This window comes from Streptomyces sp. NPDC003943 (assembly GCF_053605265.1).
Map to the genome: position 1 here is coordinate 1 of NZ_JBSGIW010000075.1, position 13,869 is coordinate 13,869.

At 73.7% G+C, this 13,869-nt stretch carries 13 protein-coding genes and 1 pseudogene; 8 read left to right on the plus strand and 6 right to left on the minus strand.

The genetic code is table 11. The features are described from left to right. Positions 1 to 14 precede the first annotated feature (14 nt). On the plus strand, positions 15 to 1,337 hold the full coding sequence (locus ACWEV0_RS26540; protein WP_453152036.1) for an MFS transporter: 1,323 nt from the start codon (positions 15 to 17) through the stop codon (positions 1,335 to 1,337). A gap of 5 nt (positions 1,338 to 1,342) precedes the next feature. Further along, positions 1,343 to 2,368, plus strand: coding sequence for a TolB-like translocation protein (locus ACWEV0_RS26545; protein ID WP_453152037.1), 1,026 nt, complete (start codon positions 1,343 to 1,345; stop codon positions 2,366 to 2,368). Positions 2,369 to 2,384: 16 nt separating this feature from the next. Here the strand turns inward: ACWEV0_RS26545 and ACWEV0_RS26550 are convergent. Next, positions 2,385 to 2,879: pseudogene (locus tag ACWEV0_RS26550) on the minus strand (DUF1345 domain-containing protein); the annotation flags it as partial. 168 nt (positions 2,880 to 3,047) lie between these two features. Here ACWEV0_RS26550 and ACWEV0_RS26555 point away from each other — a divergent pair. After that, positions 3,048 to 3,458 carry a hypothetical protein gene (locus ACWEV0_RS26555; protein ID WP_453152039.1) on the plus strand — a complete coding sequence of 137 codons (411 nt, stop codon included), beginning with the start codon at positions 3,048 to 3,050 and terminating at the stop codon, positions 3,456 to 3,458. After that, positions 3,455 to 5,602, plus strand: coding sequence for a tetratricopeptide repeat protein (locus ACWEV0_RS26560; RefSeq protein ID WP_453152000.1), 2,148 nt, complete (start codon positions 3,455 to 3,457; stop codon positions 5,600 to 5,602). The genes ACWEV0_RS26555 and ACWEV0_RS26560 overlap by 4 nt, the downstream gene beginning before the upstream one ends. A gap of 19 nt (positions 5,603 to 5,621) precedes the next feature. Here ACWEV0_RS26560 and ACWEV0_RS26565 read toward each other — a convergent pair whose 3' ends face one another. After that, positions 5,622 to 6,248, minus strand: coding sequence for a TOPRIM nucleotidyl transferase/hydrolase domain-containing protein (locus ACWEV0_RS26565; RefSeq protein ID WP_453152040.1), 627 nt, complete (start codon positions 6,246 to 6,248; stop codon positions 5,622 to 5,624). A 148-nt stretch (positions 6,249 to 6,396) separates the two neighbouring features. On the opposite strand from ACWEV0_RS26565, the gene ACWEV0_RS26570 reads away from it, so the two are divergent. Then, the gene (locus ACWEV0_RS26570; RefSeq protein WP_453152001.1) at positions 6,397 to 6,783 is read left to right on the plus strand and encodes a VOC family protein; all 387 of its coding nucleotides are present in this window, start codon (positions 6,397 to 6,399) and stop codon (positions 6,781 to 6,783) included. Between the two features lie 61 nt (positions 6,784 to 6,844). On the opposite strand, the gene ACWEV0_RS26575 is transcribed toward ACWEV0_RS26570, so the two are convergent. Then, on the minus strand, positions 6,845 to 7,369 hold the full coding sequence (locus ACWEV0_RS26575; protein ID WP_453152002.1) for a hypothetical protein: 525 nt from the start codon (positions 7,367 to 7,369) through the stop codon (positions 6,845 to 6,847). Further along, a complete protein-coding gene (gene ctaD, locus ACWEV0_RS26580) occupies positions 7,366 to 9,021 on the minus strand; it encodes an aa3-type cytochrome oxidase subunit I (RefSeq protein WP_453152003.1) in 1,656 nt (551 codons plus the stop codon). Before ctaD ends, ACWEV0_RS26575 begins: the two co-directional genes overlap by 4 nt. A 476-nt stretch (positions 9,022 to 9,497) precedes the next feature. Here ctaD and ACWEV0_RS26585 point away from each other — a divergent pair, with 476 nt between their 5' ends. After that, positions 9,498 to 11,126, plus strand: a complete 1,629-nt coding sequence (locus ACWEV0_RS26585; protein ID WP_453152041.1) for a GAF domain-containing protein — start codon at positions 9,498 to 9,500, stop codon at positions 11,124 to 11,126. 34 nt (positions 11,127 to 11,160) lie between these two features. On the opposite strand, the gene ACWEV0_RS26590 is transcribed toward ACWEV0_RS26585, so the two are convergent. Together ACWEV0_RS26590 and ACWEV0_RS26595 are read right to left on the minus strand one after the other, a co-directional pair. Beyond that, positions 11,161 to 11,880 (minus strand): response regulator, encoded by a 720-nt coding sequence (locus ACWEV0_RS26590; RefSeq protein WP_453152005.1) that lies wholly within the window; start codon positions 11,878 to 11,880, stop codon positions 11,161 to 11,163. Positions 11,881 to 12,121: 241 nt separating this feature from the next. Continuing rightward, on the minus strand, positions 12,122 to 12,682 hold the full coding sequence (locus ACWEV0_RS26595) for a hypothetical protein (protein ID WP_453152006.1): 561 nt from the start codon (positions 12,680 to 12,682) through the stop codon (positions 12,122 to 12,124). Positions 12,683 to 12,894: 212 nt separating this feature from the next. On the opposite strand from ACWEV0_RS26595, the gene ACWEV0_RS26600 reads away from it, so the two are divergent. Together ACWEV0_RS26600 and ACWEV0_RS26605 are read left to right on the plus strand one after the other, a co-directional pair. Next, complete coding sequence (locus tag ACWEV0_RS26600) at positions 12,895 to 13,329, plus strand: pyridoxamine 5'-phosphate oxidase family protein (RefSeq protein ID WP_453152007.1); 435 nt, start codon at positions 12,895 to 12,897, stop codon at positions 13,327 to 13,329. A 164-nt stretch (positions 13,330 to 13,493) separates the two neighbouring features. After that, complete coding sequence (locus ACWEV0_RS26605) at positions 13,494 to 13,835, plus strand: ArsR/SmtB family transcription factor (RefSeq protein WP_453152008.1); 342 nt, start codon at positions 13,494 to 13,496, stop codon at positions 13,833 to 13,835. Positions 13,836 to 13,869: the final 34 nt, after the last annotated feature.

The window sequence follows — 13,869 nt, forward strand, 5'->3', positions numbered from 1 at the left end:
TGTGCTCTACCGATGTGGACAGCCGCACCACCCCCCCCGCGAGGGCCGCGCCGGCCGCCCCCCGGCACCGGGGCCCGGGGCGGCGCGCCGCCGTCGCCCCGACCGTGCTCGCGCTCGGCACGGTCAGCCTCGTCACGGACGTGTCCTCGGAGATGGTCACGGCCGTGCTGCCGCTCTACCTGGTCGCCGGGCTCGGCCTCTCGCCGCTCGGCTTCGGCCTGCTCGACGGCGTGTACAACGGTTTCAGCGCGCTCGTCCGGCTCGTCGGCGGCCATCTCGCCGACCGCGGCGGCCGGCACAAGACCGTGGCGGCCCTCGGCTACGGCCTCTCCGCGCTGTGCAAGCCCCTTCTCCTGGTGGCGGGTTCGCTGCCGCTGATCGGCGCCGTGCTGGCCGCCGACCGCACCGGCAAGGGCCTGCGGACCGCGCCGCGCGACGCGCTGATCTCGCTCGCCTCGCCGGAGGAGTCGCGCGGCCGGGCCTTCGGGGTGCACCGGGCGATGGACACCGCGGGCGCCCTGATCGGCCCGCTGGTGGCCTTCCTGATCCTCCGTCAGGCGGTGGACGGCTACGACGCCGTGTTCACGGTCAGCTTCTGCGTGGCCGCGGTCGGCGTGCTGGTCCTGCTGCTCTTCGTACCCTCGCGGCCCCGGCCCCTGGCGGCGCCGGCGACGCCCGACGGCGCGCCGCGTGCCTCGCTCAAGGCCGCGCTCGCCCTGCTCCGGGTGCCCGACGTTCGCCGACTCGCCCTGTGCGCCCTGCTCTTGGGGCTGGCGACCGTCAGCGACTCCTTCGTCTATCTGCTGCTGCAGCGACGCCTCGGCGTCGCCGACCGCTGGTTCGCGCTGCTGCCGATCGGCACGGCCGCCGCCTTCCTGCTGCTCGCCGTGCCGCTGGGACGGCTCGCCGACCGCGTCGGCCGCTGGCGGGTCTTCCTGGGCGGTCACGTCGCCCTGCTGCTCGTGTACGGGGCGCTGCTCAGCGGCTGGCAGAGCCCGGCGCTCCCCTACCTCGTTCTGGCGCTGCACGGCGGTTTCTACGCGGCGACCGACGGCGTCCTGATGGCGGCGGCGGCCGGCTGCGTGCCGCCCGAACTGCGCTCGTCCGGGCTGGCGTTGGTCCAGACGGGGCAGGCGCTCGCCCGGTTCGGCTGCTCGATCGCGTTCGGCGCGGCCTGGACCGCGTGGGGCGACCGCTGGGCGGTCGGCGCGGCGACGGCCGTGCTCGCGGTGTGCGCCGCGGCGGCGTACGCCCTGCGGCCCGCGACCCGGCACCCGTCCCAGGACCCGGCCACGCCCCCGCCCACCGCCCCCGTCTCGGAGGAAACCCCCGTATGACCCCGCTGACCCTGCGCGGCAGACTGCTCGTCCTGCTCGCGGCGCTCGTCGTGCTCGGCGGTGTGGCCGCGGCGTCGCTGCTGCACGCGTCCGACCGGGCCGCCGAGAAGGACCGCCCGCAGGCGGGTGGACCGGCGATCGGGTCCGGGCGGGTCTCGCTCGCGGCCGGCGCCGACCGCCGGATCGTCTTCCGCAACATGGCCTGGGGCCCGCACCGCGACGAGCTGGTCACCGTGCCGGCCTCCGCCCCCGCCGGTCCGCGCACCGCGTCCGGGGTGAAGTGTCTGCGCTTCCACGCGGCCGGCGGCACCGGCATCTGCCTGCAGGCGGTGCGCGGTGCGGTGGAGGACACCTACCGGGCGGTCGTCCTGGACCCGGCGCTCAAGGAGCGGGCCCACTATCCGCTGCCCGGCATCCCGACCCGCGCCCGGGTCTCGCCGTCGGGGCGGCTGGTGGCGTGGACGGTGTTCGTCGGCGGCGACTCGTACGCCAGCTCGAACTTCTCCACCCGGACCGCCGTCCTGGACACCCGGACGGGCCGGCTCACGACATCCCTGGAGGAGTTCCGGGTGGTGAAGGGCGGCAAGGACCACCACGCCGCCGACACCAACTTCTGGGGTGTCACCTTCTCCCGCGACGACCGGCACTTCTACGCCACCATGGCGACCGCCGGCCAGACCTACCTGGTGCGCGGCGACCTGGCCACCCGTACCGTCACCACGCTCCACCAGAACGTCGAGTGCCCGTCCCTCTCCCCCGACGAGACCCGGGTCGTCTACAAGAAGCGCGTCGCGGGCGCCCCCGTCGACGCGCCCTGGCACGAGTACGCCCTGGACCTGGCCACCATGCGGGAGACCGCGCTCGCCGAGCCCCGCAGCGTCGACGACCAGGCCGTCTGGCTCGACGACCGCACGGTCTCCTACTCCCTGCCGGGTGACTACGGCGCCGACCTCTACACCGTCCCGGCCGACGGCTCGGGCGCGCCGAAGCGCCTGATGACGGCGGCGCTGGCGCCGGCGTTCCTGAAATAGCCGCCGGAGACCCGGCTCAGACCCCGCTGACGGCGGAGACGAGGCTGGCGACCGTCACGGTGTTGAAGACGAAGGCGATGACCCCGTTGGCCGCGACCGTCCGGCGCATCTCCCGGGAGACGACGTCGACGTCGGTCGTCCCGAACGTCGTCATCACCGAGACGGCGAAGTACACGTAGTCGGACCAGCCCGTCTCCTCGTCGCCCGGGAAGTCGAGGGCCTCCTCCCGTTCCATGACGTTGTCCGCCTGGAAGGTGACGGCGAAGGACACCAGCACGCAGACCCACGCGATCACGACGAGGGCCAGCGCCGTCACCACCCGCGGCAGGGACGGGAACGCCGACCCGAGGTGCCCCGGCAGCCACAGCACCGCCACGATCAGCGCCGCCGTCGCGATGAAGATCGACCCGCCCGGCCCCGGCGCCGTCCCGAACACGTACCGCTGCAGCACCGTGCCCCGCCGCTCCCGCGCCGCCCAGACCCGCATCTGCTCGGTGGTCACGGTGGGGAAGGGACGCGGGACACCGGACTCGCGATGTGTGACGCCGCGTGACCGGGGAACCGACGGTATGTCATACGGGCGCTGCCAAGGGGCACTCGGGACGGCTTGTCGAACGGTGTCGACCTGGCCGCCGTCTGACCTAGGGTGGCGCTGCCGACGAATCTCGAGGGGGACGTGATGGACGCGGAGATCGCGACTCTGGCCGGTACGGCCGGGACGACACTGGTGACCCTGCTCGCCACCGACGCCTGGCAGACCGTGCGCGACGGCATCGCCGGTCTGTGGCAGCGCGTCCGGCCCGAACGGGCCCCGGCCGTCGCGGACGAGCTGGAATCCAGCCGGGAGGAACTGCTCAGGGCCAGGGCCACCGGGGACCAGGAGACCGAAGCCGAGGTACGGGCCGAATGGCAGGGTCGCATCCGGCGTCTGCTCGCCGCCCATCCCGAACTGGTCGAGGAACTTCGCGCGCTCCTCGCGGACACGGCCCCCGGCGCTCCCACCGTTCCCCAGGTCACTCAGCACGCCACCGCCTCCGGCCAGGCGCGGATCTACCAGGCGGGCCGCGACATGCGCCTGGAGCAGTCGTGACGGGCCGCAACGACGCCCGAGCCGAGGGGCAGGGGCGCGTCTACCAGGCATCCGGCGACCAGCACATCGTCGAGCACCACCATCACGGACCCTCCTGGGCCGGTCCGGACTCCGTGCGGCGCCCCGCCGTCGGCCGAGCGCCGGTGGTGCTGCGCGACCGCGCCGAGCTGATGAGCCGGCTGCGGGCGGCCGTGGACCGGGGCGCGGGCGACGAGGTGCTGGTGCTGCACGGGCTGGGCGGCTGTGGCAAGACTGCCGTCGCCTACACGCTCTTCCAGCATGCGACCGCCGACGGCGAGAGGCTCGGCTTCTGGGTGAACGCGTCGGACCAGGCGTCGCTGCGCGCCGGCATGCTCGCCGTCGCCGCCGACCGTGGGGCGGGCGAGGGCGAGCTCGTCGCCGCGCGCAGCGGTCTGCGGGCGGCGGCCGACCTCGTCTGGGAGTACCTGGACCGGTCCGAGCAGCCCTGGCTCCTGGTCCTCGACAACGCCGACGACCCGTCCGTGCTCCGTGACGGCGGGTGGCTGCGCGGCAGCCCGCGCGGCACCGTCCTCGTGACCACCCGGCAGGCGGCCGGCCACTGGTGGCCCCAGGCCGAGCTGCTGCACGTCGGCGTGCTGCCCCGGCCCGACGCCGCCCAGGTCCTGTGCGACATCGCTCCTGGCACGGGCACCCCGGAGGAGGCGGCCGCCGTCGCCGACCGGCTCGGCCGGCTGCCCCTCGCCCTCACCCTGGCGGGCGGCTTCCTCGCACATCAGGTCATCCGGCCGTGGACGATGACCGAATACGGCCGCCACCTGGAAGGCGACCAGGGAGTCGACCCCATCGAACTGATCGACCAGGGCGCCGCCGTCGATCCCGGCAACGACTCGCGGCACCTGGTCAGCGGCACCTGGCAGATCTCCATGAACCGGCTCGTCACCGGCGGCCTGCCTGAAGCGGTGACCCTGCTCCGGCTGCTCGCCTGCTGGTCGAACGATCCGCTCCCGCTGGCCCTGTTGAGCGGTGCCGCACTGGGCCCGACCCTGCCGGCCGTCCGCGTCGAGCCGGCGTTGCGCGGCCTGCTCGACCATTCGCTGACCGAGCTCGTACCGGCCGGGGTGCGGTGCCTGCGCACCCACGGCGTCCTGCTCGACAGCGTCGCCCGCGGCACCCCGGACGACGAGCACGAACTGCTCGCCGCCACGGCCGCGCGCCTCCTGGCCGCCGCGCTCCCCGCGGTGCCTGAGCGCGGCAGCACCGATACCGGCCTCGGCCTCCTCGTGCCCCATGTCCTGGCGCTGCTCCGGCGCATCCGCGACCGGCCCGCGGTGCGGCGGGAGACGGCGGAAGCCTCGGTGGAGTGTGCGCTGCGCCTGTCCACGGCACTGCACCGGGCGGGCGACTACACCTCGGCGCTCGCGCTGACGACCCAGGCGCGAGAGCTCGGCGAACCGCGTCTCGGCGGGGACCACGAACTGATCCTGGGCCTCCGGGAGCGGGCCGGCCGAGCGGTCTACCGGCTCGGGCGCTTCGAGGAGGCGGAGACGTTGCTGAAGCAGGTGCTGGCCGACTCCGAGCGGGCGCTCGGCCCTGCCGCCCTCAGGACGCTGGACTGCTGCGTGGCCCTCTCACGCCCCCTGTATCAGCGGGAGCAGACGGCCGAGGCCGTGTCGCTCATGCGGCGAGCGGTGCTGGGCCGATCCGAGCAGCTGGGGCCCTTCCACCCGTTGACGCTGCTGGTCAGGGCCCACCTCCTCGAAGTGCTTCCGGGGCCGGAGCTGGACGCCGAGGCACCAGCTGGTCCGCTGCTCCTCGCCGACTGTCTCAGAGAGCTGGGCCCGGACCATCAGATCACCATGGTCGCCCAGCTCGACTGCGCCTACGCCCTGTTCTTCACCGGACATCGCGCCGAGGCACTGCCCCTCGCCCGCGAGGCGCTGGCCGCCCACGAACGGCACTACGGGGCCGACTACCCCATCGCCCTCGCGGCGCGCCATCTCCTCGCCACCGTCCTTGCCGCCAACGGTGAACGCGCCGAGGCGATCGCCCAGTTGGCTCGGGTGGTCGACGGCAGGGAGCGGGTGCTCGGCCCCGAGCATCCTTTTGCGGTGCAGGCCCGCGAGGACCTGGTACGCCACAGGGAGGCGGAGTCGTCGCCGTAGGCCCCAGGGGTGTCCGCGGTCAGACTCCGGCGAGCAGGGCGTCCAGCGGGGCGGGTACGCGGTCGGGGTCGAGGGCCTCGACGAGGACGCGGCCGTAGTGGATCTTGCGCCCCTTCTTCGTACCGAGGAAGCGGCGCAGCTGTTGTTCCGGGGCGCGGCCCTGCTGGGCGGGCTGGCGCAGGAAGGTCTCCAGGGCGCGGAAGTCGCCCTCGGCGCGGACGAGTTCGGTGACGCGCGCCACTCCGAGCGCGCGGATGAGTTCGTCCTCGAGGTCGGCCGTGCAGACGAAGAAGCCGTCCCGATCGGCGCCGGCCCGCTCCAGGCCGCGGGCGTAGTAGCCGTGCTCGCGTTCGTCGCAGAGTCCGGTGAGGCGCAGGCCCAGGCCGGGCGGGCCGAGGAGGCGGGCGAAGCGGCCGACGTTCATGGCGCCGCCCATCGGCAGGACACAGACCCCCTCGGCCGCCAGGTCCCGGCCACGGCGTTCGGCGAGCGCGTCGACCGCGGCGAGGTCGCTGAGTCCTTCGAGCAGGACGACGGTACGGACGGGGAGCCGGCCGGCCAGTTCGCGCGCGGTGTCATCGGGCTCGCCGGAGCCGTCGGCGTCGAGCGCCGCCCAGGCGAGCGCCGCCTCCCGGAACTCCCGCATGGCGTCGGTTACATGGAGCATCGCATCAGCCTATCCACGCGGGAGGGGCACGCGCGTCCGCCGGAAGTACTTGCCCCGGGGCCGCGCGCTGATCATGATCGTTCGGGTCCGGCCCCACCCGTCCCACCCGAAAGCCGTGGTTCCTCTCATGCGCGTCAAAGCCTTCGACCACCTCGTCCTCAACGTGACCGACGTCGACCGGGCGCTCGACTTCTACACCGGCGTCCTGGGCCTCGCCCCCGAGCGGGTCGAGGAGTGGCGGGCCGGCAAGGTGTCCTTCCCGTCCGTACGCATCGACGAGAGCACGGTCATCGACCTCTTCTCGCGGCCGCGCGGCGAGTCCAACGTCGACCACATCTGTCTGGTCGTCGACCCGCTGGACTGGCAGGAGGTCATCGACTCCGGGACGCTCGACGTCGTCGAGGGTCCGGTGCCGCGCTGGGGTGCGCGCGGTTCGGCCGAGTCGGTGTACGTGAAGGACCCCGACGGCAACACGGTCGAGCTGCGCTGGTACCCGCAGGACGTCGAGGGCTGATGCCCCGCGAGGACCGAACGGAGCGCCCCACCCGGCGGACATGCCGGGTGGGGCGCTCTTTTCAGGGCCGCCGGGCGCTCACGGCCACGGCGGCCAGCAGTGCGCAGGCGGCGAGCGCCGCGGGCGCCGTCGCCACCAGGGCGAAGGGGATCCCATGGGGGCGCACCAAGACCGGCGCGAGGGCCGCGGCGAGGGCGAGGGCGAGGCCCGCGCCGATCGTGCGGGCGAAGACCCGCGGGCGCGGGGCGCCTGACCGCACCGGCGGCGGGATCTTCAGGGCCGTCCAGCAGACGGCGTCCTCCCGCTCCTCGCCGCGGCGCCGGACGGCCGCCCGGAGGCGGAGGGCGAGGCACCCGCCGGCGCCGGCCGCCGCCAGGGCGAACAGCGGCCGGGCGGGCACGCCCACGAGGAGCAGCAGGGCCGTGGCCGCGACGGTGGCCCAGCCGGCGAGGCAGCCGGCCGCGGCGAGGCGCCGGGAGACCGGGCGGTCGGCGCCGGCGCGCAGGTCGGCGAGAGCGGGGACGTACCAGACGCAGCCCGAGGCGGTCACGGCCGCGATGCCCAGTGCGGCCACGGCCGGGTTCACCGGTGGTTCTCCAGCCGGTCGACCGCCGCGATCTCCGGGTGGTGCAGGTCGAACGCCGGCGATTCGCTGCGGATCCTGGGCAGGGCGAGGAAGTTGTGCCGGGGCGGCGGGCAGGACGTCGCCCACTCCAGGGACCGGCCGTAGCCCCAGGGGTCGTCGACGGTGACCTTCTTCCCGTACCTGCCGGTCTTCCAGACGTTGTAGAAGAACGGCAGGAAGGAGAGGCCGAGAAGGAACGACCCGATGGTGGAGACGGTGTTGAGGGCGGTGAAGCCGTCGGAGTCGAGATAGTCCGCGTACCGGCGCGGCATCCCCTCGGCACCGAGCCAGTGCTGGACGAGGAACGTGGCGTGGAAACCGGTGGTCAGGGTCCAGAAGGTGATCTTGCCGAGGCGTTCGTCGAGCATCCTGCCGGTGAACTTGGGCCACCAGAAGTGGAACCCGGCGAACATCGCGTACACCACCGTGCCGAACAGCGTGTAGTGGAAGTGCGCGACGACGAAGTACGAGTCGGAGACGTGGAAGTCCATCGGCGGCGACGCCAGGATGACGCCGGTCAGACCGCCGAAGGTGAAGGTCACGAGGAATCCGGTCGCCCACAGCATCGGCGTCTCGAAGGACAGCGAGCCCTTCCACATGGTGCCGATCCAGTTGAAGAACTTCACGCCCGTCGGGACGGCGATGAGGAACGTCATGAAGGAGAAGAACGGGAGGAGCACACCACCGGTGACGTACATGTGGTGCGCCCACACGGTGACCGACAGGCCGGCGATGGCGATCGTCGCGGCGACGAGACCGATGTAGCCGAACATGGGCTTGCGGGAGAAGACCGGGATGACCTCGGAGATGATGCCGAAGAACGGCAGGGCCAGGATGTAGACCTCCGGATGCCCGAAGAACCAGAAGAGGTGCTGCCACAGCAGCGCGCCGCCGTTGGCCGCGTCGAAGACGTGCGAGCCGAACTTCCGGTCGCATTCGAGCGCGAAGAGCGCCGCCGCCAGGACCGGGAAGACCAGCAGGACGAGGAGGGAGGTCAGCAGCACGTTCCAGGTGAAGACCGGCATCCGGAACATCGTCATGCCGGGAGCGCGCATGCAGATGATGGTGGTGATGAAGTTGACCGCGCCCGCGATGGAGCCGAATCCGGACAGGGCGACGCCCATGATCCACAGGTCGGCCCCGAGGCCGGGCGAGTGCACGGCGTCGGACAGTGGCGCGTAGAGGAACCAGCCGAAGTCCGCTGCGCCGCCCGGGGTGAGGAAGCCGCCCGCGGCGATGAGCGAGCCGAAGAGGTAGAGCCAGTAGGCCAGCATGTTGAGCCGGGGGAAGGCCACGTCGGGCGCGCCGATCTGGAGCGGCGTGATCCAGTTGGCGAAGCCGGTGAACAGCGGCATGGCGAACAGCAGCAGCATGATCGAGCCGTGCATCGTGAACGCCTGGTTGAACTGCTCGTTCGACATGATCTGCATGCCCGGGCGGGCCAGTTCCGCCCGCATCATCAGGGCCATGACACCGCCGACGATGAAGAAGAACAGCGCGGAGCAGAGATAGAGCGTGCCGATCCGCTTGTGATCGGTCGTGGTGAGCCAGCTCACCCAGGAGGGCCGGCCGGCGTCCGTGGCCGCGGGCGCCGGCTCCGTCGGCTGCTTCACCTGAATGCTGCGTGGCTGTGTCTGTGCCTCGTCCACCGGACGGCGACCTTCCTTCTGCGGTGCGGGAAACGACCGGAAGCGACCGCACACGGGGGAGAGGGACGGCACGCTTCCGGCCGCCCCAGATGATCGCCACCGCACCCCCTGCCCCCGATAGGGTCGAACAGACCCCGCGGAGCTGCGGCAACGGGCCGAACGGCCCCTTCCGTCCGGTACGGGCCGGTCACGTACGCTCCGTACGGGACGGACGCCCGACCCCAGGACGCCCGCCCGGAGGGCGTCCCAACCGAGGACGCCCGCCCGGAGGACGCCCCGCCCAAGGGCGCCCGACCGCAGGGCGCCCCACCCGAGGACGCCCGAGCCCAGGACGCCCGACCCCAGGACGAGAGCCGCGCACGCACATGACCGACACCGTTCCGGCCCCGTACGAACCGCCCGACCGGCCGCCCTGGCCCCGGCTCGACGTACCCGAGCGGATGCACGGCCTGCTCACCGCCGTCATGGACCTCGGCCGCGACCTCGAACTCCCTCAGGTCCTCATGAGCATCGTCGAGGCCGCGGTCAGCCTGACCGACGCCGAGTACGGGGCGCTCGGCGTGATCGGCGACGGCGCCCAGCTCTCGCGCTTCCTCCCGGTCGGCATGGCCGACGAACTCGCGGCGCGCATCGGCCCGGCGCCGTGCGGGCACGGCATCCTCGGCGAACTCATCCGCAACCCGGCCCCGTTGCGCCTCGACGACCTCGCCCGACACCCGAGCAGCTTCGGCTTCCCCGCACACCACCCGCCGATGCGGACCTTCCTGGGCGCGCCGATCCGCGTCCGGGACGAGGTGTTCGGCAACATCTACCTGACCGAGAAGCGCGGCGGCCGCGCCTTCGACGCCGACGACGAGGCGGTGCTGACGACGCTGTCGATGGCGGCCGGCGTGGCGATCGACAACGCCCGCCTCTACCGGGACAGCCAGCGCCGCGAGCGCCGTCTCGAAGCGCTCGGCGAGATCACCCGGGCGCTGCTCGCGGGCACCGCGACCGACGAGGTGCTGCGGCTGATCGCCCGGCGGGCCATGGAGGTGGCCGACGCCGACCTGGCGACCGTGCTGCTGCCCTCGGGGCCCGCCGGTGATCTGACGGTGCAGGTGGCCCATGGCGACACCGCCAAGCTGGTACGGGGCGCGGTGCTGCCGGCGGCCGGTTCGCTGGCCGGGCTCGCGGCTCGGGCCCGCGGACCGGTCGTGACGACGGACGTACGGACCGACCCGCGGGCCCTTCCGCTCGGCGGCGCGGCCGGGGGCGCGGCCGACCGCGCGCACGGGCCGGTGGTGGCCGTGCCGCTGCCCGTCGACGACGCCGTGTGCGGGGCGCTGCGGCTGAGCCGGAAGGCGGGCCGGCAGGGCTTCGACGCCGCCGAGACCCAGCTGATCAGCGGTTTCGCCGATCAGGCGGCGATCGCCCTCGAACTGGCCCGGCGGCGCGCCGAGTCGGAGGAGCTGGTGGTGCTGCACGACCGGGACCGCATCGCGCGCGATCTGCACGACGTGGCGATCCAGCGCCTCTTCGCCACCGGTATGACACTGCAGAGCGCGACCCGGACGATCGAGGACACCGGGGCCGCGGAACGCGTGTCCCGGGCGGTGAACGACCTCGACGCCACCATCCAGATCATCCGCTCCACGATCCTGCAGCTGCGCACCGCGGACGACGACCGCAGCGGCCCCGCGCTGCGCCGCCGGCTCGCCGAGACCACCCAACTGGCCGCACAGCACCTCGGGTTCGCTCCGTCGCTGCGCATCACCGGCCCGGTCGACAGCACCGTGCCGGAGGCGCTGGCGGAGCACGTCCTCGCGGTGGCGGCGGAGGCGCTGAGCAACGCGGCACGGCACGCGCGGGCGAGCCGGGTGGACGTCGTGCTCGCCGTCCCGGACCCGGCCGACCGGCTCGTCCTCACGGTCACGGACGACGGCGCCGGCCTGGGCCTCGCCCGGCCGACCGGCGGGCTGCTCAACATGGGGGCGCGGGCGGAGCAGTGCCGGGGCAGCCTCCGCGTGGACGTGCCCGACGAGGGCGGCACGCGGATCACCTGGAGCGCGCCGATCGCGGTGGACTGACCGCCCCGGCAGGAGGGGGCGGTGGTCCGTCACGTCAGGGGCGGTCGCCCCGGTGCGCCTCGCGGAACCGCTCGGCGATCATCGCCGCCTGTATCCGGCGGCCCACGCCCAGCTTGCCGAGGATGGCCGACACCCGGTTCTTCACCGTCTTCTCGGCGAGGAAGAGCCGGTCAGCGATCTGGCGGTTCGTCAGGCCGAGCCCGATGAGGTCGAGGATCTCCAGCTCGCGCGGCGACAGCCGGTCGAGCTCGCCGGGCACGGCCGCCGCGGGCTCCGGTTCGGGCTCACGGATCCGGGCCATCACGCGGGCCGTCATCCTCGGGTCGAGGAGCGACCTGCCCGTGGCGACCGTGCGGACCGCCGCGATCAGGTCCGAGCCGCCGATCTGCTTGAGCACATAGCCGGCCGCGCCGGCCATGATGGCGTCGAAGAGGGCCTCGTCGTCGTCGAAGGACGTCAGCATCAGGCACGCCAACTCGGGCAGCTCGGCGCGCAGTTCGCGGCACACCTCGACACCCTCGTGGTCACCGCCGGTCGCGCTGCCGAGGCGCACGTCGAGCACGGCCACGTCCGGCCGGGCCGCGGGCACCCGGGCGAGCGCCTCCCGGGCGTTCGCCGCCTCGCCGACGACCTCGATGTCGGCTTCGGCTTCGAGCAGGTCGCGCACGCCCCGGCGGACCACCTCGTGGTCGTCGAGCAGGAAGACCCGGATCGGCGTGCCCGCGGTGTCGGCGGAGGCGTCGGCGGTCAGCACGGACGCCCCGCGTGGGCCGCGCAGGAGCCGCAGAGGTCCGCGCGGGCGAGTGTCGGCGGGGCGGCCGGACGTGGGGTGGGGCAGGGCTTCACCGAGGACTCCTGGGCAGGGCGACGGCCGGGCCGAACGCCCTGCCGTACGAGAGACGAGCGCCAGTATGGCAACGCCGGGGGTGGGCCTTTCGGCCCTGGTCCCGAAGGGCCGAAAGGCCCTTCACGGCCCGGCCGGGAGCATGATCCACTCACCCTCGCGCCCCGGTGTGCCCGCCCTGCCGAGGCCCGGCCGTCCCCCGGGCCCGGGGCCGGCACACCCGGGGCGCACCAGCCGGCCCGGCCGCACCGGCCGCCCGGACCGCCCCGACGGGCCACACCACCTCCACCCGCACCCCGTGCGTGCGCGCGTAGGCGACAAGGTGCGCCGTGGCGTCCCGCCCGTCGGTGGGCGAGCCGTCCCACACGGCGAGGAGCCGGTCGCACTGGCGGACCAGCGCCTCGTCGGCCCGCACCCGCGAGTCGCGGTCCGCCGGGTCGTACGCGAGCAGCCGCACCTCGTCCGCGAGCCGCGTCGCGGCGCGGGCCGGCTCCAGGACCCGCGGCGGCAGCGGCGCGGGCACCGCGCCCCGTGCGGGCAGCAGGACGACGAGCCGCCGGCCCGCCGCCCGTACGGCACGCGCGAAGGCGACGGCGGGACCGGACCCGGCGCGGACGAGGGCGGGTGCCGGATCCGCGTACCGCTCCAGGCGCACCCGCAGCTCGCGCTCCACCAGCGCCGACGTCTCCGCGCGCAGGTCCTCGTGTCCCACGACCGCGATCATGTTCCCTCGCCTCCCCGCCCTCCAGGGGCGCCTCCGGGGGCCGCCGCGGCCCCTCGGTCAGTCAGTCAACAGGTCCGGATCCCCCAGGTGGCAGGGGCCGAACGGCCCTTCCGGCCACGGATCGGCGGACGTCTACTGAGGGCGAGGAACCAGACGGGAGACCGACGGTCCCGTCCCATCGCGGCCCCTGGAAGGCACCCGTGCAGTACGAAGCACCCCCGAGCCGGCGCACGGTCGAGCTCGACACGGACGAGGCCCTGCGACTGCTGGCCGGGGTGCCGCTCGGCCGGATCGTGTTCACCCGGCGGGCGCTCCCCGCCGTCCGCCCGGTCAACCATCTCGTCGACGGCGGCGACATCGTCATCCGCACCCACGAGGGCGCCGCGCTGACCCTGCAGGCCAGGGAGGCGGGCAGCAGCGGAGTCGTCGTCGCCTACGAGGCCGACGACATCGACCTCGACGCGCGCCTGGGCTGGAGCGTCGTCGTCACCGGCTACTGCCGGCTGGTCGACGACCCGGAGGAGGCGGCCCGCTACCGGGCCGTGCTCCGCCCCTGGACCGACCAGCGGACGGATCACGTGGTGCGCATCCGCCCGGACCTCGTCACGGGCGTCCGGCTCGTGCCCGCCGACTGACCCTCCCCCGGTCCGCGGGACACCGCGCGGGCGTCACAGTCACAGCCACTCCCCTCCTGACATTCTGGCGAATTGCATAATTCAGCAATTGGCCACATGATGGTTCTGCTGTGCCCGCAGGTAGCCGCGGGCACGGCACCAAGCCATGACGAGAGGGCGAGGCCGTGTCGGTTCCGCTGTACCAGGCCAAGGCCGAGTTCTTCCGGATGCTCGGCCACCCGGTGCGCATCCGCGTGCTCGAACTGCTGCAGGACGGGCCGATGGCCGTGCGGGACCTGCTCGCCCAGATCGAGGTCGAGCCGCCCGCGCTCTCCCAGCAGCTCGCCGTGCTGCGCCGCTCGGGGATCGTGATCTCCACACGCGAGGGGTCGACGGTGGTCTACCGACTCGCGGGCGGAGACGTCGCGGAGCTGATGCAGGCCGCGCGGCGCATCCTCACCGAGATGCTGGCCGGGCAGAACGAGCTCCTCGCCGAGCTCAGGGACAGCGGAATCACGGCCCGGTGAACAGCGCGCTGAGCACAGCGGTGAACGGCGTCAT

What these genes read in the sequence shown, in the direction of transcription:
- ACWEV0_RS26570 (WP_453152001.1), top strand. Translation starts at nt 6,397, where the DNA reads ATGCGCGTCAAAGCCTTCGACCACCTCGTCCTCAACGTGACCGACGTC.
- ACWEV0_RS26565 (WP_453152040.1), bottom strand. Translation starts at nt 6,248, where the DNA reads ATGCGGGAGTTCCGGGAGGCGGCGCTCGCCTGGGCGGCGCTCGACGCC.
- ACWEV0_RS26555 (WP_453152039.1), top strand. Translation starts at nt 3,048, where the DNA reads ATGGACGCGGAGATCGCGACTCTGGCCGGTACGGCCGGGACGACACTG.
- ACWEV0_RS26585 (WP_453152041.1), top strand. Translation starts at nt 9,498, where the DNA reads ATGCACGGCCTGCTCACCGCCGTCATGGACCTCGGCCGCGACCTCGAA.